Annotated in this window: 19 protein-coding genes; 16 read left to right on the top strand and 3 right to left on the bottom strand. The window is 54.2% G+C overall.

The window, feature by feature from the left end:
- Window positions 1-39 precede the first annotated feature (39 nt).
- The 16 genes from ACAM29_RS02175 (at window position 40) to ACAM29_RS02250 (ending at window position 16,617) form a co-directional block, all read left to right on the top strand.
- On the top strand, window positions 40-1,338 hold the full coding sequence (locus tag ACAM29_RS02175) for an FCSD flavin-binding domain-containing protein (RefSeq protein ID WP_369623048.1): 1,299 nt from the start codon (window positions 40-42) through the stop codon (window positions 1,336-1,338).
- Window positions 1,339-1,342: 4 nt separating this feature from the next.
- Entirely contained in the window at window positions 1,343-2,029 is a 687-nt protein-coding gene (locus ACAM29_RS02180; protein ID WP_091826613.1) for a thiosulfate oxidation carrier protein SoxY, read from the top strand.
- 193 nt (window positions 2,030-2,222) lie between these two features.
- Window positions 2,223-2,720 (top strand): Na+/H+ antiporter subunit E, encoded by a 498-nt coding sequence (locus ACAM29_RS02185; RefSeq protein WP_091826611.1) that lies wholly within the window; start codon window positions 2,223-2,225, stop codon window positions 2,718-2,720.
- Complete coding sequence (locus ACAM29_RS02190; RefSeq protein WP_091826609.1) at window positions 2,717-3,019, top strand: monovalent cation/H+ antiporter complex subunit F; 303 nt, start codon at window positions 2,717-2,719, stop codon at window positions 3,017-3,019. Before ACAM29_RS02185 ends, ACAM29_RS02190 begins: the two co-directional genes overlap by 4 nt.
- The gene (locus tag ACAM29_RS02195; RefSeq protein WP_091826607.1) at window positions 3,012-3,332 is read left to right on the top strand and encodes a monovalent cation/H(+) antiporter subunit G; all 321 of its coding nucleotides are present in this window, start codon (window positions 3,012-3,014) and stop codon (window positions 3,330-3,332) included. Before ACAM29_RS02190 ends, ACAM29_RS02195 begins: the two co-directional genes overlap by 8 nt.
- The gene (locus tag ACAM29_RS02200; protein ID WP_175527640.1) at window positions 3,325-3,603 is read left to right on the top strand and encodes a DUF4040 domain-containing protein; all 279 of its coding nucleotides are present in this window, start codon (window positions 3,325-3,327) and stop codon (window positions 3,601-3,603) included. The genes ACAM29_RS02195 and ACAM29_RS02200 overlap by 8 nt, the downstream gene beginning before the upstream one ends.
- Complete coding sequence (locus tag ACAM29_RS02205) at window positions 3,603-4,301, top strand: MnhB domain-containing protein (RefSeq protein WP_369623049.1); 699 nt, start codon at window positions 3,603-3,605, stop codon at window positions 4,299-4,301. The genes ACAM29_RS02200 and ACAM29_RS02205 overlap by 1 nt, the downstream gene beginning before the upstream one ends.
- Window positions 4,298-4,621 (top strand): NADH-quinone oxidoreductase subunit K, encoded by a 324-nt coding sequence (locus ACAM29_RS02210; protein WP_369623050.1) that lies wholly within the window; start codon window positions 4,298-4,300, stop codon window positions 4,619-4,621. Before ACAM29_RS02205 ends, ACAM29_RS02210 begins: the two co-directional genes overlap by 4 nt.
- Window positions 4,618-6,081, top strand: coding sequence for a complex I subunit 5 family protein (locus ACAM29_RS02215; RefSeq protein WP_369623051.1), 1,464 nt, complete (start codon window positions 4,618-4,620; stop codon window positions 6,079-6,081). Before ACAM29_RS02210 ends, ACAM29_RS02215 begins: the two co-directional genes overlap by 4 nt.
- Window positions 6,078-7,571, top strand: coding sequence for a complex I subunit 5 family protein (locus ACAM29_RS02220; RefSeq protein ID WP_369623052.1), 1,494 nt, complete (start codon window positions 6,078-6,080; stop codon window positions 7,569-7,571). The genes ACAM29_RS02215 and ACAM29_RS02220 overlap by 4 nt, the downstream gene beginning before the upstream one ends.
- Window positions 7,568-9,253, top strand: a complete 1,686-nt coding sequence (locus tag ACAM29_RS02225; protein ID WP_369623053.1) for a complex I subunit 5 family protein — start codon at window positions 7,568-7,570, stop codon at window positions 9,251-9,253. The genes ACAM29_RS02220 and ACAM29_RS02225 overlap by 4 nt, the downstream gene beginning before the upstream one ends.
- Before the next feature lie 139 nt (window positions 9,254-9,392).
- Complete coding sequence (locus tag ACAM29_RS02230; protein WP_369623054.1) at window positions 9,393-9,971, top strand: response regulator; 579 nt, start codon at window positions 9,393-9,395, stop codon at window positions 9,969-9,971.
- 42 nt (window positions 9,972-10,013) lie between these two features.
- Window positions 10,014-11,042: an HDOD domain-containing protein gene (locus ACAM29_RS02235; RefSeq protein WP_369623055.1), complete on the top strand. Its 1,029-nt coding sequence runs from the start codon at window positions 10,014-10,016 to the stop codon at window positions 11,040-11,042.
- A complete protein-coding gene (locus tag ACAM29_RS02240) occupies window positions 11,035-11,880 on the top strand; it encodes a sensor histidine kinase (RefSeq protein ID WP_369623056.1) in 846 nt (281 codons plus the stop codon). Before ACAM29_RS02235 ends, ACAM29_RS02240 begins: the two co-directional genes overlap by 8 nt.
- A 7-nt stretch (window positions 11,881-11,887) precedes the next feature.
- Window positions 11,888-14,230: an ATP-binding protein gene (locus tag ACAM29_RS02245; protein ID WP_369623057.1), complete on the top strand. Its 2,343-nt coding sequence runs from the start codon at window positions 11,888-11,890 to the stop codon at window positions 14,228-14,230.
- A 323-nt stretch (window positions 14,231-14,553) separates the two neighbouring features.
- Window positions 14,554-16,617: an EAL domain-containing protein gene (locus ACAM29_RS02250; RefSeq protein WP_369623058.1), complete on the top strand. Its 2,064-nt coding sequence runs from the start codon at window positions 14,554-14,556 to the stop codon at window positions 16,615-16,617.
- A 166-nt stretch (window positions 16,618-16,783) separates the two neighbouring features.
- On the opposite strand, the gene ACAM29_RS02255 is transcribed toward ACAM29_RS02250, so the two are convergent.
- The 3 genes from ACAM29_RS02255 to ACAM29_RS02265 form a co-directional block, all read right to left on the bottom strand.
- A complete protein-coding gene (locus ACAM29_RS02255) occupies window positions 16,784-18,169 on the bottom strand; it encodes a dihydrolipoyl dehydrogenase (protein WP_369623059.1) in 1,386 nt (461 codons plus the stop codon).
- 38 nt (window positions 18,170-18,207) lie between these two features.
- Complete coding sequence (locus ACAM29_RS02260) at window positions 18,208-18,573, bottom strand: hypothetical protein (RefSeq protein ID WP_369623060.1); 366 nt, start codon at window positions 18,571-18,573, stop codon at window positions 18,208-18,210.
- A gap of 72 nt (window positions 18,574-18,645) precedes the next feature.
- Complete coding sequence (locus ACAM29_RS02265; protein ID WP_354405832.1) at window positions 18,646-18,975, bottom strand: NifB/NifX family molybdenum-iron cluster-binding protein; 330 nt, start codon at window positions 18,973-18,975, stop codon at window positions 18,646-18,648.
- Between the last annotated feature and the right edge of the window lie 22 nt (window positions 18,976-18,997).

Genomic DNA, 18,997 nt, shown 5'->3' on the forward strand with positions numbered 1-18,997 from the left:
TGCTAGTCTCAAACCGCAATGGTCCAGACGGGAAGGGATATGAAGCAGAGAAACATCTCCGCTGTTTCAAGACGCACGCTGCTGGCGGGTCTGCTGTTGAGCCCACTGCTGCTGAGCGGGTGTCAGCGTATGCTGTCAGGCCGCCCGTCCGAAGGCCGGGTGGTGATTATCGGTGGCGGCTTTGGGGGTGCCACGGCGGCGCGCTTGCTCAGGCAGCAGGCACCGCAGCTGGATGTCACTCTGGTTGAACCCGCCAGCCGTTTCTATACCTGTCCCTTTTCCAATCTTGTACTGGCCGGCCTGCTGCCGCTAAAGGCTATTGAGCAGGATTATGCCGGACTGATACAGGCAGGGGTAAGCCATCGGCGTCAGCAGGCGCTGGATATTGATCCGATTCGTAAACAGGTCATTCTGGACGATGGCGCCCGAATTGAATATGACCGCCTGATTGTCTCGCCCGGTATTGATCTGCGCTGGGATGCGATAGAGGGTTACAATGCAGCGGCCGCCGAGCGGGTGCCGCATGCCTGGAAGGCGGGGCCACAAACGCTGCTCTTGCGTCGTCAGCTCAAAGCGATGCCGGATGGTGGCAGCGTCATCATCACGGTGCCTGGCAATCCCTACCGTTGTCCGCCGGGTCCTTACGAACGTGCCAGCCTGATTGCGTACTATCTCAGTCGGCATAAACCGCGCTCAAAACTGCTGATACTGGACAGCAAGGACCGTTTTTCCAAGCAGGCCCTGTTCATGTCGGCGTGGAAAAACCTTTATGGTGACCGAGTTGAGTGGGTTGGGCTGTCGGATGATGGCAAAGTGATGCGGGTGGATCCGCAGCGGCGGGAGGTGGAAACCGACTTCTCCAGCCGCCACCGTGCCGCAGTGCTCAATGTGATTCCACCGCAGCAAGCCGGTCGTATTGCGGTAACGGCCGGGCTGACCGATGCCAGCGGCTGGGTGCCGGTTGATCCGCACACATTTGAATCCCGCCATGCCGCAGGTGTACATGTGATAGGGGATGCCTGTATTGCGGCCCCGATGCCCAAATCCGGCTTTGCCGCCGGCATGCAGGCACGCGTGGCAGTGACGCACATCATCAGCGAGCTGACAGGGCAGGATGTTGTCACGCCGCAACTGTCCAATATCTGTTACAGCCTGGTAGAGCCGAGCTATGCCATTTCGGTGGCGGGTCAGTATGAAGTGGATCAGGGGGCTCTGGTGCTCAAGCCCGGTACCGATCATCTGAGCCCGTTGGAGGCTTCACCTCGTTTGCGTCAGTCCGAAGCTCGGTCGGCTGAAGGCTGGTATCGTGCCACCATCGCTGATATCTGGGGCGGCTGATTCGATGCGCCACTGGGTTGCACTGTTGTTGCTGCTGGCCAACCCGGCCTTGGGGGGCGAGCCGGTGCTCATGCAAGGGCTTAAGGTGCAACTGCCCGCCGTGATTGAGGATGGTGCGCAGGTGCCGTTGCGGATCGCATTTGATGAGCGGCTTGATCCCGGTGAATACCTGAAAACGATACAGGTGCAGGCTCCCCTTAACCCTGAGCCGGATGTGATCCGTTTTGAATTCCTGCAGGCCGTGGTTCCGATCAGGTTGGCAACCCGGATACGGTTGAGTGAGTCGCAGCGGGTTGTCATTCGTGCCCAAAGCAATACAGGGCGGCAATGGCAAACAGAAGTTCAGGTCCGTGTTGCGCTGAGTGGCTGTCTGACAGGGCCAGCCCCTGCCGCCGAGACAATGACAATGCACACCCCCCGTGTTGCCATGCCTGATGCAGGTGGAGCGGGGGAGGTCAGGGCTCAGGTTCGCCACCCGATGGAGAACGGTTTCCGCAATGGGGTGCGTGATCATGCAATCACGCCGAATAGGGTGCAGACCCTGAGCATATCCCGGGCTTCATCACCGTTGGCAGTGGTGCAGTTCCATGCCGGAACGGCTTCCAACCCCTATGTCAGTCTCTGGCTGAACGATAGCCGAGACCTGACGTTCAGCTGGCAGGATCTGCAGGGGCTGGAGCTGCACCACTGAGTGTTGTAAACCCCTTCCCAGTTGAGTTGGCTGGCCATTCCGCCGGGATCAGGGCTTGCCGGCCCTGCTTTAAGCCTTTGCGTACTGGATTGATAAACGAGGCTGCGCGGGCTTTCTTGTTCTGTGTTAGGCTGAACCTAACCGCTTGATTCGTGGTCAGTTCAGACATTGATACAAACGAGCAGGAGGTCCCATGTCCCGACTCCCGACGCTAGTACTGCGGTGGCTGATGTTTTCGCTGGTCTGGTGGGCATTGACCGACGGTGATGCGTCCGGTCTTGTGTTCGGTTTGGCTGTCAGTTTTCTGGTTGCCTGGATCTCGCTGCTGCTGTTTCCTCCGTCGCGTTACCTCATCCGTCTGCAGGCATTGCCCGGATTCGTGCTGTTTTTCCTTAGTCGCTCATTGCTTGCTGCATTCGATGTCTCTCGACGTTTGCTTTCACCTTCTTTACCGGTGACCCCCGGCTATTTGCGTGCCGTGCTGTCGCTGCCGGAAGGTGCTCCCCGCTGGGTGCTGGCCAACACCTTGTCACTCTTGCCTGGCACCTTGAGTGTAACCCTGGAGGGTAATGAGATTGAGCTGCATTGCCTGGATCTGACTCAGCCGGTACGACAGGACCTTGAGTACACGCAAGCCAGGGTTGCAGCACTGTTTGGGCTTACGCCAGGCCAGCGGGAGGGGGACGGATGACACTGGTATTGCACCTTGTTGCACTGTTTCTTCTACTGACGCTGATGCTGGGGTTTGTCCGCATCTGGCGCGGGCCCACGGCGGCCGACCGGATGTTGGCCTCGCAGCTGTTTGGTACTACGGGGGTTGCGCTGCTGTTGGTACTGGCCGAGGCACAACAGATGCCGTCCCTGAGAGATGTGGCGCTGATCCTGGCGGTATTGGCCGTGTTTTCAGTTGCCGCTTTTGTGACGCGTGTTGTGCGGATCGAAAGTGCCCGATCGGATCGACATGCCGTAAAGGGGAATGGAGATGATTGAGTGGCTGTTGCCTGTCGTGCAGGTGCTGCTGTTAGTCAGCGGCTGTATTTTCTTTGCTTTGGGAACGCTGGGGCTGTTTCGGTTCGACGATACACTGTGTCGGATTCACGCATTGACCAAAATCGATAATCTGGGACTGGGACTGATCACTCTGGCCTTACTGATGATGACGCCATCGTTGGCCAGTAGCTTGAAAACGCTGTTGATCTGGTGGGTTGCACTTGCGGCCAGTGCAACCTCGGCGCATCTGGTGGCAAGAGCCGTTCGCATGCATGAACGCCCGATGCAGCAACGGGAGCGGTGTGATGATTGAATGGCTGCTGGACCTGTTGCTGGCACTGGCACTGGTATCGACCGCTGCCGCCGCACTGCTGTCGCGCGATCTGTTCCGTGCAGTGGTGGTGTTTATCGCTTTTGGTCTGCTGATGGCCGTGTGTTGGGTACGGTTGCAGGCGCCGGATCTTGCCCTTGCTGAAGCCGCCATCGGTGCCGGGCTCACCGGCGTATTGCTGCTGGATGCGGTGAGTCACTTTCGTCGTGGCAACAGCCATGGCTTGGAAAGCCAGGCCGAGGAGGAAAACTGATGCGCTCACCCACTGCATATGTGTCGGTCCTGCTGTTGGTCATCATGCTGACGGCACTGCTGGGGCGGGCGGTCTGGCAATTGGCAGCGTTTGACTCGGGCTCTGAACTGCCTCGATTGCTGCAGAACAACCTCGCTGCAAGCGGGGTTGAGCACCCGGTAACCGCCGTACTGCTGAATTTTCGCAGCTACGATACCCTGCTTGAAATTGCAGTGCTGGTGATTGCGGCAATGGTGGGGATCTCCATGGCGCGGACTCGCTCGCTGGAAGATCCGGAACTGCGTACCGCTGATGCCCTGCTCAGGGCGTTGTTGCGCTGGCTTGTACCCTTGATGCTGTTATTGGCGGCCTACCTGATTTGGGCCGGAGCGGACCGGCCCGGCGGTGCGTTTCAGGCCGGTGCGATGCTGGCGGCAACCGGTGTGCTGATGCGGCTGACCGGCATGCCGCTCGATTTCCTGCGTCCGGGCCTGTTGCTGAGGATAGGGTTGGTGCTCGGATTTGCCCTTTTTCTGCTGGTGGGGCTGGCGAGCGCCATCGCGGGTGAGGCGTTTCTGGCCTATCCGCCGGAACTCAGCAAGGCACTGATTCTGTCAATCGAAACCTTGTTGACGCTGTCGATCGGCATGATTCTGTTGGCTCTGTTTGTTTCGGCGCCGGTGAATAACGCCAGTGAGCCTGAGGAGGGTGAACAATGAGCACACCTTTGCTGTATGCCCTGACAGGCGTTGTGCTTTGGGGCGTCGGCTTGCTGGGACTGGTTGGCCTGCGGCATCTGCTGCGCAAGTTATTGGCACTGAATCTGATCGGTTCAGCCACCTTTTTGATCCTGGTGGGCCTGGCGCAGCACCATAACGGGCCTGATCCTGTTCCTCAGGCTCTCGTGCTGACCGGTATTGTCGTATCCATAGCCGCCACTGCTCTGGGGGTGGTGCTGATACGACGTTACTTCCATCTGACCGGATGCACAGAACTGGGTAACGGTGCTGAGGGCTCGAAGGAGGACAAAGCCCCATGAGCAACTGGTTAATGGCAGGGTTGCTGTTTACCCCACTGGCGCTGGCTACCACCTCGTTGCTGCTGGATTTCAGGCAGGGGCGCGCTCTGGCCTGGCTGGGTATGGTGTTACAACTGTTGGTGTCGGTCGGACTCTGGGGGCTGGTGAAGCAGGAAGGAGGTTTCTACTACAGTCTGGCCGGCTGGGATGCTCCCCTCGGAATTGAGTTACGGGTGGATGGCCTTGCCGTGACCTTCCTGCTGTTGACGACGCTGGTGGCCAGTGGCTGTGGCATTCATGCCGGTATCTATTTGAAGCCTGACAAGCCCTGGCAGCGTTATTTCTGGCCGCTGTACTGGTTTCTGTGGGCCGGACTGAATACGGTTTGGATCGGTGGTGATCTGTTCAACCTCTATGTCGGGCTGGAGCTGATCAGTCTGGCAGCGGTTGGACTGGTGGCTCTGGGTGGGCAGGCGGAGGCGCTGCGGGCGGCGCTGCGCTATTTGCTGGCGGCATTATTGGGCTCCATGGCCTATCTGTTGGGTGTGGCGCTGATCTATGGTCAGTTTGGTACGCTTTCGCTGGCCGAAGTGGCACATCAGGTCAGACTGATGCATCAGGCGGAGCTGATGCGTCCCGCATTGGTACTGATGTTGGTGGGGCTGGCGCTCAAGACGGCGCTGTTCCCTTTGCACGGCTGGCTGCCGCCTGCGCACGGCATTGCGAAGTCACCGGTCAGTGCTCTGCTGTCAGCACTGGTGGTCAAGGCATCGTTCTATATTGCAGCACGAATCTGGCTTGAGGCAGGGGAGGTTGTCGCCACCCAATGGATGGCTCAGCTTATTGGAGCGCTGGGAGCCGCTGCCGTTATATGGGGAAGCTGGCTGGCCTGGTGCCAACCACGGCTTAAACAGGTGGTGGCCTATTCCTCGGTTGCGCAGATCGGTTATCTGTTCCTGCTGTTTCCGTTGACGTTCGGGGTTGATGCATCCACATCATTACAGGCACAGCAGGGCATTACCTTGCAGGTTATCAGTCATGCTCTGGCCAAGTCGGCCATGTTTCTGGCAGCAGGTAACCTGATTCTGGCGGTGGGCAGCAATCGTGTGGATGCGCTGGCAGGTGTCAGCCACTTTCTGCCGTTTTCACTGTTTTCCTTTGGTCTGGCCGGCGTCTCCCTGATGGGGCTGCCGCCTTCGGGTGGTTTTGCGGCCAAGTGGATGCTGCTACAGGCCAGTATGGCGTCGGGCCAGTGGTGGTGGATACTGGTGCTGGTGGGGGGCGGTCTGCTGTCGGCGGCTTATGTGTTTCGCATCTATCGCGCATCGTTTCTGGAAAGGGATGAGAAGGATCATTTTTACCATCCGGATCGCCGGCTTGAAGTGGTGGCAATGTTGTTGGCAGTGGCCTCGTTGGGGCTGGGCCTGGCGGGCAGCCAGGTCCTGTCGGTGATGGCGCTGCCGTTTGAGGAGGTGCAATGACCCAGCTGGTTCTGATCCCGATACTGGCGCTGCTCAGTTCAATGCTTGCAGCGGTGATCATCTTTGCACTGCCGGAGCAGCGGCACCGCTTGCGTACTGGTATCAACCTGCTGGCAGCCCTGATCAAGGTGGTATTGGTGGGGGTAATGACCTGGGGGGTTATTCATCAGCTGGATTATGGCCTCAGCTACGAGATCCTGCCCGGTGTCAGCTTTGAGCTGCAGGCCGATGCGCTGGCAATGATGTTTGCTGGTCTGTCGGCCGTGTTGTGGCTGTTGACCACCATTTATGCAGTGGGCTACCTCGAAGATTCGCCGAATCGCAGCCGCTTTTTCGGATTTTTCAGTCTCTGCGTGGCCAGTACCATGGGTATTGCACTGGCGGGCAATCTCTTCACCTTCTTCCTGTTCTACGAGATGTTGACGCTCTCCACCTACCCATTGGTGGTCCACCGGGGAACTGAGAAAGCATTACAGGCCGGGCGTAACTACATTATCTATACGCTCAGTGGCGGGGCTGCGTTGCTGCTGGGCATGATCTGGCTGCAGGGGCTGGCAGGTGATCTATCGTTTCAAGAAACCGGCCAACTGGTCGATCTTAATGCAGAATTGCACCCTCAGCTGATTATGGTTTTTGTTCTGCTGGTGGCTGGGCTCGGTGTCAAAGCGGCGCTGTTTCCACTGCATGGCTGGCTGCCACAGGCCATGGTTGCACCTGCGCCTGTCAGCGCTCTGCTGCATGCGGTAGCGGTCGTAAAAGCCGGGGCGTTTGGCATCGTGCGCGTTGTATATGATCTGTACGGTATTGAGTTTGCGACCCTGTTGGGTGTTCTGGAACCTTTGGGTTGGCTGGCGGCGTTTACGATTATATATGGCTCTGTCCGGGCGCTGGCTCAGACGGACCTGAAGCGGCGGCTGGCTTTTTCCACTGTCAGCCAGGTGTCCTATATCGTGCTGGGCACTGCAGTATTCGGCCCGGTGGGAACAGTGGGTGGTCTGGTCCATCTGTTGCATCAAGGGATTATGAAAATCACGCTGTTTTTCTGTGCCGGTAATTATGCCGAGACACTTGGCATTCACAAGATCCATGAGTTGAATGGAGCTGGAAAGCGCATGCCCCTGACGTCAACCGCTTTCACGCTGGCGGCCTTTGGCATGATCGGCGTGCCACCATTGGCAGGCTTTATTACCAAATGGACCCTGGGAACAGGGGCACTTAATGTCCAGATGGAGTGGGTTATAGGAGTGCTGCTGATCAGCAGTCTGCTGAATGCCGCCTACTTTTTGCCTGTGATTCACCGCCTCTGGTTTCAACCGGAATATGATTGGTCAGAGCAGCGGCGCTGGGGGAAACTGGAGACCCATAGCTGGCTGCTTTGGCCTCCGCTGGTAACCGCCGTATTGACTCTATTGGTGGGCCTGTTTGCTGCTCTGCCCTTTAGTCCTCTGAGCTGGGCTAAGCTGATCGCTGCACGGGAGTACCTGCCATGACCTTTTGGATTCTGAGCGCTGTTGCAATACCGCTGTGCGTGTTGCTGTTGGTACCGGGCCGTGCAACACGGCCACTGCTGTGGCCCGTGCTTCCCTTGTTGCCACTGCCTGCGCTGGGGTTGGCTCTGATGGGGCCCGGGAATTGGCAACTGGAGCTGCCCGGGTTGTTGCTTGGAGCCAGTTGGCAACTTGATGAGCTGCGCCAGCCATTCCTTTTATTGACGGCACTGCTGTGGAGCTTTGCGGGACTGTTTGCATCCGGCTATATAACAACGCGGCGAACCAGTTTTGCCCTGTACTGGGGGTTGACCCTCAGCGGTAATCTGGGGTTGGTACTGGCGGGGGATCTGGTCAGTTTCTATACCTTTTTTGCGCTGATGACCTTTGCCGGCTATGGGCTGGTTGTGCATGAGCGCAAGCCTGATGCATTCAGGGCGGGACGGCTATACCTGATCATGGCGGTGTTCGGTGAGATGGCGCTGCTGGCAGGACTGATTCTGGCGGCAGGTGCCGCTGACAGCCTGCTGCTGGCTGACCTGCCCGGTGCGATCGCGGCATCAGCCGATACTGTGCTGATCATGGCGCTATTGTTGTGTGGCTTTGGTGTAAAGGCCGGGCTTCCACTGTTACACATGTGGCTGCCATTGGCTCACCCGGTTGCGCCGACGCCGGCCAGTGCCGTGCTCAGCGGAGCTATGATCAAGGCGGGCTTGCTGGGATGGCTACTGACCCTGCCGCTGGGGCTGGCGAGCTATGAACTTCCGGGTACGGTGCTTGCACTCACCGGTGTTGTGGCATCGCTCGGCGCTGCGCTGATCGGAGTCTGTCAGCAGCAGGCGAAGGCAGTGCTGGCCTATTCCAGCATCAGCCAGATGGGGTTGATGACGCTGATGCTGGGTATTGCGCTGGCTGAGCCCGAGCGTGCCCATTGGTTGCTGCCGCTGATTGGCCTGTACGCACTGCATCATGGCCTGGCCAAAGGGGCGATGTTTCTGTCGGTGGGCATATCATCGCCATGTGCTTCTGTTCCGCGAGGGCTGTATTGGCTGCTGCTTGCATTGCCGGGGCTGTCACTGGCCGGCTTGCCCTTTACCAGTGGAGCCCATGCCAAGCTGGCCATGAAGCAGGCGCTGGCGCCAGAAGGGCTGTCCCTTTGGCTCGCGCCTTGGCTGAGTAGCTTGCTCAGTGCTGGCGCCGTTGCAACTATGGTGCTGGTGTTGAGGTTCCTCTGGCTGCAATGGCAGCACACAAACAAGGATGGAACTGATCCGCGCAGAGTAGTGGGCTGGCTGCTGACGCTGGTGACCAGTCTGGTACTGTTCCCCTTGCTTGCACCCGGTCTGCCGCTGGCAATTGAGTCAGTGCCGGTCGACCAACTCAATGCATTGCCGACACTGTTATGGCCGATACTGCTGGCTTTTCTGCTGGGTGGGATATCCCTTAAAGTTCATTTGCGTGCCCCCAGAGTACCGGCGGGTGATCTGGTTGCTCCCTTGGAAGTGCTTTGCAAGCGAGTAACGCTTCCTTACCAAATGCAGCCCATAGTCTACACTGAATTGATAAGACCTTTGTACAGCAGTCTGAGAAGAGTATTACCTTGGGCTCAAAGGTTTGAGCCTTGGATGTCTGCACAAAGCGCTTGGCTTCTGATTATCGTGTCACTGGTGTTATTGCTGGCATAAAGCAGAGGTAGAAAAGCCTGTCACAACTGTCGCATTTTTGTCATTTGTCTATAAAATAGGTCAAGGCCTTCTCTGGGTTGATCCTGCCGGTGCTTGAAGGTAACCCCGCTTATGACTGAACAACCTGATCAGGTATGACATGAAAACACTCACAACGGGCGATATTGCGAAGATGTGCGACGTGAATCTGCGAACGGTTATTCGCTGGATAGATCGCGGTGCACTCAAAGGATTCAAGCTTCCTGGACGAGGAAACAACCGAGTGCGTGTTGAGGACTTTGTCCAGTTTCTCCATGAGCACAATATGCCTGTCCCGCCTGATTTGGCTGCGGAAAATAATAAGCGTATTCTGATCATTGACGATGAGGCTGCAGTGGCACGTTCTATTGCCCGTATTCTCAGGGCGGAGGGATATGAGACAGAGACCGCCTTGGATGGGTTTCAGGGTGGAAGTCAGATGATCAAGTACCAGCCTGCACTGGTTACACTGGATCTCAGGATGCCTGGGGTTAGTGGATATGATGTCTTGAAGTTCATCCGATCAACTCCCGAAACTGAGCATATCAAGGTTATTGTCATATCCGCGCTGGATCAGCTGTCACTCCAGCGTGCTCGGGACGAGGGGGCGGATGCCGTACTCTCCAAACCTTTCGACATCGAAACGCTCACCAGAACGGTTTCACGATTACTACCCTTGCAAGAGTCTGCAGTAGCTTGATGGTAAAGGCCACGTGTATATTTGTAGTGAAAAGGATGGCACATGAACGCGCCCTGTATAGTGTTTGTTGATAATGAGCCAGGTGTGCTTAATGCTCTCAGGCGCCTTCTGCGTCTAAGTCATCGTGATTGGGATATGCACTTTTTCAGCTCGCCTGTACAAGCGCTGGATCAACTTGATAGCCTCACTCCATGGGTTGTGGTGGCTGACCGGCATATGTCCGAAATGGATGGCATTGAGCTTCTGGGACATGTCGCAGATACTGCACCTGAAGCTATACGTGTGTTGCTTTCGGGTGATGCGCAGATGGAAAGTGCTATCAGGGCAACAGCAGCCGCACATTTGGTCATCCGCAAACCCTTTGAGCGTGAAGTCATCGATGATCTGTTGACAAGGGCACGTGTTCTGCACCAATTGCCTCTGAGTGGAACGTTGCGTAGTCGTCTGGGGCAGCAGGAAAGTCTACCCGTGCTTCCTGAAGTGTATCAACAGATTACTCATGTTTTGGAGCAGCAAGAACCAGACGTCGCTGAGGTGGCTGAATTGATTCGGCACGACCAGGTATTGCTGAGTAGAGTATTGCAGTTGGTGAACTCTCCTTTCTTTGGTTTTAACTCCCGTACCCACGATGTTGAAGTTGCAGTGATGCGGTTGGGACTCCAGACCATTCATAATCTGGTATTAATTATTGAACTTTACCAACACAACAGCACCGTGCCTCGAGCACTGGGTGATCGATTGATGCGTGATGCATTGTTGTTGGCCGAGCACGTTGGAACCTTGGCCGACAGTCGAGGTGTCAGTAGGAATATTCGTAACCTTGCAGTGGTCAGCGCATTGTTGCACAACATTGGTGTACTGTTACTGGGCGCTGACTCTCAAGAGTACAATCTTGCAAGTGCCTACCTGCTGGAATTATGGGGCTTTGAGTCAGAAGTGATTGAAGCGATACAGCATCAACTGGATCCTGATCTGCCCTCTGACTGTGAGCCTGCAACCGAAATTCTGAATGCCGCTGTCAAACTGCAGTATGGCACTCTGAATGATGCCGTTGAGGCAAATAGTGACTAAGCTTCCCCTAGAGAGCAGTGATTTTACCGGTCAGCAGGAACTGCAACAGTTAATGCAGTTGGAAAAAATGGCAACCCTTGGCCGGTTGGTTGCTGGCGTTGCCCATGAGATCAATAATCCCGTCTGTTATGTAAAGACCAACTTACAGACTCTGACGCAGTATGTGGCGGAGCTTGATCAATTAGTTGACAGTATGTTGTCACTGGCTGATTCACAGCTGGATTCAACGTTATCCAAGGGTTTGGCAGAACTAAAGAAACGGCATGACTATGACTACCTTCATGCCGAATTGCCTATCCTGCTGAATGAAACCAGTGAAGGTGTCGAGCGTATCGAAGGTATTGTCTCAAACCTGAGAAACTATGCTCATGATGATGAAGACCAGAAGCAGTTTGTGTGCCTGCAAAAACTGGTTGAAACGGCGCTTCGTCTAGTTACCCACGAACTGAAATACACGGTTCGCCAAATTAAACGCGAATTTACAGAAGTGCCTGAGGTGTGGTGCCGTCCGGCTCAGATGTCTCAGGTGTTGGTGAACCTGTTTGTCAATGCCGCCCAAGCTATGCCCAGGGGAGGCGATATTTATATTGGTATACATGAATGTGCCGAGAGCCGCGTTGAGATTAGTGTTTGTGATGAAGGCCATGGGATTTCTGAAGAGATCAAAACGCGTCTGTTTGAACCTTTCGTCACTACGAAGCTTGCAGGGAAGGGAACCGGGCTCGGTTTAGCGATATGCCATGAAATAATGGTTGCCCATGGAGGTGAAATTCGTGCCGAAAATCGGCCAAGTGGAGGCGCTTGCTTCACTTTGACCCTTCCAATCAAACAGAGTTGATTTTGGTATGAACAAACAGCAGAGCAGCCACGAACAAAACGTCTTCAGAGTATTGTGGAGTACCTATATAAGAAATGCTCTGATACCCATTATTTTCATAGAATTGGCGTTGATCGCGGCCTATCTTGCCACCAACTACATTATCCGTGATGAAAACATCGCTACCATGCAGCGCAGTGCGCAGGAGTCTTTGCTGGAAACAGCACGCATCGAGTCCGACGTGATTGCCAGTCAGCTTAATGGCGTTGCCGAAATGACTGATCTGTTCGCGGCGCTCATCTCACAGGCCTATGACACACCGCATGAAGCCAGTGCTGTGGAAAAATCCCGCTATGCCCTGAGTGAAAACGGTGTTTGGCATACACGGGCTGATACAGAAGGTGCCGCCATGTTCTATTCATCCATTACACCTGTGGGTACTGCCGAAATGAACAAGGCTTGGCAGCTGGTACAAATCGACCCGTTGATGAAACAGTTGGTATACAGCAGTTCGCTGGTCACCCAGGCCTACATGAACACCCACGATTCAATGAATCGGATTTATCCACCATTCGACGTGGTGGAGCAGTATCCCTACGATCTGAATGTGCGTGACTACAACTTCTATTATGAAGCGGATGCGGAGCATAACCCTGAGCGTAAAGTGGTGTGGACGGATGTGTACATTGATCCGGCGGGGCAAGGTTGGATGGCATCAGCAATTGCGCCTGTTTATCGCAGCAACAGCGATTTTCTTGAAGGGGTTGCAGGGCTGGATATCAGGGTCTCTGAAATCATCCAGCAGGTATTGGCCCTGAGCCTTCCTTGGGACAGCTATGCATTGCTGGTTGATAGTAGCGGTACAATTCTGGCAATGCCGGAAGCCGCTGAGCATGATTGGCAGCTGAAAGAGCTAACTGAGCATGATTACGCGACAGCGATCAAGCAGGATACCTTCAAGCCGGAAGCCTTTAACCTGTTCAAGCGTCAAGACAGCATCTTGTTGGCTGAAGGTATTCACACCTCAGAGGATGGTGTCGTTGCGCTGGAGATGGCAGGAGAGCCTAAATTGGCTGCCTGGTCGCTGATTCCCGGTGCCGACTGGCATTTGCTGGTAGTTGCTGATCAGGCACGATTGTATGCCGATGCCAACGCTTTGAAAGCGCGCGTGGATCAAATTGCTATCGGAATAATTTTAGGGCTGCTGGCGTTTTATCTGCTGTTCATGGTGTACCTGTACCGCAAGTCACAGCAGGTGAGCTTGCGTTTGTCTCAGCCAATGCAAGGCTTGAGGCGCATGATCAGTGCCATCGGTCAGGGGCGTTATCGTCCTGAACCTGTGACAACCGATATTACGGAGTTGAGTGCCGTTTCAAGTGGTTTGCTTGAAATGGGTAAAACCATTGAACTCAGTCGCGCAGAGCTTGATGAAGCGAACCGGCGTCTGGCCAGACTGAATCAAGTGCTGGAGGCCCGGGTAGAGGAGAGGACGCGAGAGTTACGCCAGACCAACGTGGATCTGCAGCATGAACGTGAAGAGCAAAATAGGCTGATTTCTGAACTAAAATCTACTCAGGCACAGCTGGTGCAGTCCGAGAAAATGGCTTCCGTTGGGGTTCTGGCTACCGGGGTAGCGCACGAAATCAACAACCCATTGGCATTCGTCAGTGCCAACGTGAGTATCCTGAATGATTATGTGCCCTCACTGTTACGCCTCTACCAGAATGCTTCTGAGCTTGTTCCAGGCGGACAACAGGAACATTTGAGCAAACTGGAAACTCAAGAACGCTATGTGAATATTACCGATAACATAGGTGATTTGCTGGCTGACTCGATGGAGGGCGTCCGCCGTATCCGTCATATTACCGAGAGTCTGTTGGAGTTCTCCCACTCCGGTGATACGGCATGGCAGGCCTGTGATCTGAACCACTGTATCGAAACTACATTGGTCATCTGCCATTACGAGTACAAATATAAGGCCAAAGTCGAAACTCGACTGGATCCGTCACTGCCACAGATCAGGGCTGTGCCAGCACAGCTTAACCAGGTGATCATGGCATTGGTTGTTAACGCTGCGCAGGCTATTCGAAGCGATGGCTGCATTCGTATCACCTCAAGTCAAACTGAAACAAATGTAATATTCGAAGTTTGTGACAGCGGCTGTGGTATTGCTCCTGAAAACCTAAATCATATCTTCGAGCCTTTTTTCACAACCAAAGAGCCCGGTGAAGGAACCGGACTGGGGCTTGCGGTCGCATATGGCATCATTAGTGCCCATGAAGGCCGTATTGAGGTTGAGAGTACTCTTGGTAAAGGTAGCTGTTTCAAGGTGACGTTGCCAAAGTCTCATGAAACGCGGACTTCCGATTGATGGCTGCTATGTCACAATCGTGTGAACATACACTTTGACTGGATTTATTACTGGTGATTTTTATTAAAAGTCCGCTATTTAAAACAATGGTTTAATTGCATTGTTTGGGAAGGCTTGCCATTTTGAAGTAACACTTTGGCAGCCATCATTTTGCATTGGGTCAATAAAACAGTCTCCATTTGTGTTGTGTGATAGCGACATTGATAGGATGATGGAAACAAGGCTTTCATAGGGAGTCTCCATGTGAGTGCTGCGTTGAGTCAGAGAGCCTGGAGGGTGCTCTGCACAAGTTTCTGCAATTACGCGGACACCAGGAGTGAATATTGTTTGAACTGAATACAAATGATGCAGAGGCAAGCCGCATACTGGTGGTGGATGATGATCTTACCACGAGGCTGACACTGACGAAGATTATTCAGAAGGAAGGCCACGAAGTATTTCAGGCCTTGAACGGCCAAGCCGCGCTTGAATGGCTTGAAACACACTCTATCCCCGATCTTGTGCTGCTGGACGTAGTGATGCCGGACATGGATGGCTTCGAGGTCTGTGAACATATTCGAAAACTGGATGCCAACGTGCCCATTGTTATGCTGACAGGGCTGGATGACGTCACGGCAGTAGATAATGCATTTGCTAAGGGAGCAACCGATTTTATAACCAAGCCCATCAATTGGGCGTTGCTTATCAGACGGGTTCGATATTCATTGCGAACCTATCGCATCACCTGTGCATTGGATCAGGTGCGCACAATGCAAAACGAAGCGCAGGGGGTTGCTCAGCTGGGCTTTTTTGAGTGGTGCCCAAAAACCGATACCCTTGATTGGGCACCTGGGCTGATTGAGTTGTTTCAGTTACCTGAAACCGTTTCGCAGATGGGGTTGGAGGGGTATTTACAGCGAGTTGAGTCCGGGCAGCGAGAGCATGTGCGACAGCAGCTTGAAAAACTGCTGACGGACGAACATGAAAGAGCAATGTTGGGCCATGGATTCAAGGCTGGAGACGGCGATCGCCATGTTCGTATGACAGCCCGTAAAACTTCAGAGAATACGATCCTCTGTGTATTGCAGGATGTCACAGACTTTTGGCAGGCTCGGCAGACAATTGAATTTCAGCGCCATCATGACAACCTGACACAGTTGTCAAATAGGAAAAGTTTCCAGGCATTACTGGCCAAGCAATTGGAGCAGGTTCAGCCCTGCGCTGTGGTGACACTTGATGTCGCTCGTTTTCATATGATCAATGATTCCTTCGGCCAGGTTGAAGGGGATAAGTTGCTGCAGCTTTTTTCTTTACGGCTGCAAAGTGCCACCCAAGGGCTATATCCAATGGCCAGGCTGGGTGCAGATGAATTCGCCATTCTCATACCTGAGCTTGATGATCAACAGGTACTCATCAACTGGATTGCTGATCTACAACTGAGACTTGGAGCAGTCTATGAATTGGGCGGTCAGCCGATATTCATTGAAACCAGTGTGGGCATCGCCATAAGTCCTGATCACGGCTCCGAGCCCAATCAACTGATCAGTGCCGCGATTCAGGCGCGTCAGGTTGCTAAAAAAGCCGGTGGCAGCCGCTACAAAATTTTTGATGAAAGCTGTCAGGCCGACTACGCTCGACGTCTTTATATTGAGTCAGAACTCAGACATGCGCTTGAGAAGCACCAATTCAAGCTACTCTACCAACCCCAGTTGGATGCACATTCAAATCGTATAGTGGGTGTTGAGGCCTTGATTCGTTGGATTCATCCTGAAATGGGGATGGTTTCTCCGGCTGAGTTTATCCCTATAGCCGAACAAATGGAGCTAATTCACAGTATCGGTTACTGGGTCGCGGAAGAAGCAATTCGGCAAGCGTCTGAATGGTATCGCGAAGGACTTGGTTTACGTGTAGGTATTAACCTCTCTGGCAGACAGTTCATGGATGGTGACTTGGCTAGTAAGCTGGGTCATATGATCCGTTTGTCAGGCTTACCCCCAAAACTGTTGGATTTGGAAATCACGGAAAGTGTCGCCATGGATAACCCTGACCAAGCACTGTTTTTGCTCAGTGAATTGAAACAGTTGGGTGTGACGCTCGCGATTGATGACTTTGGTACCGGTTATTCATCGTTGGAGTATCTGCAAAAATTTTGCGTTGACTTCATCAAGATTGACCGAGCGTTTATCAAAAATCTGGTTCATAACCCGGCCGACCAGGGGATTGTCAAAGCTGTATTGGGTATTGCTGAAAGTCTGAATATGCGCGTGATCGCCGAGGGCGTTGAAACCGCCGAAGAGCTCTCACTTCTGACCGCTTTTGGCTGCGATGAAATTCAGGGGTTCTTCATCAGTAGGCCTGTTCCAGCTGCCGAAATTCCTAGCGTATTAATTCATTATCATTCCAAATAAATTATTAGTTGTATCTTTGAGGCTTGTAAGTTTTCACTGGGTCTTAGACATCACCAAAAAGAGGAAGAGTTCAAAATACAGTTGCAAGCCGAACATTTGAAGGAAAAGCAGAGTTTGCAAGCGTTGTGGCACAGAAAGAGCGCCAGTCGTGCCTGTACTCATGACTTCAAAGGCGTGTCTGCAGATCACGCAATAGGCTGCGAAGCCCTTCTTCCAGCACCGGGTGATAGTAGGGCATCGCCAAAAGATCGCTAACGCTCAACTGTTGCTGCATGGCCCATGCCAGCAGGTGGGCTAGATGCTCAGCGTCAGGCCCGAGAATCTCGGCCCCGAGCAGGGTTCCGCTGCCGGTTTCAGCCCATACCTTCATTAAGCCCCTGTCTCTGCCCAGTACCTTGGCGCGGGCCTGATCAGCGAAGTCATACACGGCTTCTGCAAAGCGGCCAGAAAACTGCTCGTGGATATCGGCAGGGCGCATGCCGATCGTCGCAATTTGCGGATCGGAAAACACAACGGCCAACGGGACTGTGCGATCTCCCGGCTGTACATCGGGCAGCAGGGCGGCATTACGGCCTGCAATGCCACCTTCATCCGCAGCCTCATGGAGCAGGGGCAGATGGTTGTTGGCATCACCGGCGATGAATATGTGTTCGACCGAACACTGCAACGTTTGTGGATCGAAAACAGGCACGCCACGGTCATCCAGCTGCAGATGAGTCTGATCAAGTCCCAGTTGATCCACGTTGGGCCGCCGCCCGGTTGCCGCAAGCAGGTAGTCAAAGTGCTCGGTCAGAGGCTTTTCATCGGTATGTATGAAAGTGACCTCGACAGCTCTGTCCGTTTCACGGATCTCTTTTACCTGGGCATCGGGGTCAAGCGGGAATTCAGCGCTGAAACATTGAACAGCTGCCTGGCGAATCTCATCATCACCGATTGGTCCTACGGCTCCACCAACGCCGAACATGCGCACCCGTACCCCAAGGCGGAGCAGGGCCTGCCCCAGTTCCAGCCCGATCACACCGGGACCGAACACGGCAACGGACTCAGGCAAAGTATCCAGCTCAAACAGATCATCATTGAGCAGCAGCCGCTTGCCGGCTTTTTGCAGAAATTCGGGCACAGCAGGGCGTGATCCGGTGGCGATTACAATTTTTTCCGCTTCAATGAGCTGTCCGTCAGCCGTTTCCAGCAGATGATCAGAGATAAAACGCACGGGTTTATGCAGCATATCCTGTTCCGGAATTGACTCCATTCCCTCCAGTACCTTGCTGACAAAACGATCGCGCATCCGGCGGACACGCTGCATCACTTTGTGGCCATCCACCTGAATGTCGGCCGCACTCACGCCGAACATATCCGCGTGGCGCATATGCCAGGCGGTATCGGCCGCGGCAATCAACAACTTGCTGGGCATGCAGCCGACACGGGCACAGGTGGTGCCCAGCGGACCTGGATCGATCAGTAGTACCGAGTCCGTATGCTTTCGGGCTGCCCTATAGGCGGTAAGGCCGGCAGTTCCGGCACCAATAACGGCAACTGTTACCTTGCGCATGTTAACTCCTTGTCAATTGCGAACAGGTGATTAGAAATTCATGGCCGTAAATCAAGCCTTGGCTGAGTACGCTCATCTCCGCGCAACGCGCAGAACTCCTGCTTACGACCATTACTGTAGCTGACCTGCACGTTGAAGCCCATTCCGGGACCGTGGTTCAGCGCCAGTGTGCGTACTTCCCCCGGCTCAATGCGAAAAGCCTTAATACTGGACTGTGTATCGGCACTGCCAAAATCCAGCTGTATGGATTCAATTGTCACGTCGCTGACGTTGCGAAAACTGACTTCCAGGCCCAGCACTGGTGTTGTAAGCCGACCCATCAACCAACCACCTGCCAGTGCGAGCAGAACGCTGAAAACGAGTATCCGGCGAACAAAAGGCGTCAAAAGAGGTGAAGGGGTCATTCCTGCTCCTTGTCGATCACAGCGCCATACCAGGACGGACCAGACTAAAATCTACCGGATGACGTCTTAATGTCAGTCATCTTCCTGTCCTGTCCGGCTATCAAGGTAATGTTGGATGGCTTTATCAGGCTCAGTCTGGGTTGTAACTTTTGCCACTATCTCCTTGCGCGCCAGACGCTGGGCCAGACCACTACCCATGCCGCCGGTCAGCAGTACATCTATCCCATCCAGCGGATGAGGTACATTGCTGTCGCTGTCATGAAAAGACTCTTCCTTACTTAACTCGAGCAGGTTCTTGTCGGTAATGACACCGTTTTCGACGGTGTAGATCCAGAATCGCCGGCAGCGTCCGGCATGTTCAGTAACGGTCTTGCGGTTTTGACTGGTAACGGCAATTTTCATATCGTGAACCTGTCTGTTTGTG

The organism is Marinobacterium sp. BA1 (genome assembly GCF_041155135.1).
In the GTDB taxonomy this organism is placed as follows: domain Bacteria; phylum Pseudomonadota; class Gammaproteobacteria; order Pseudomonadales; family Balneatricaceae; genus Marinobacterium; species Marinobacterium iners.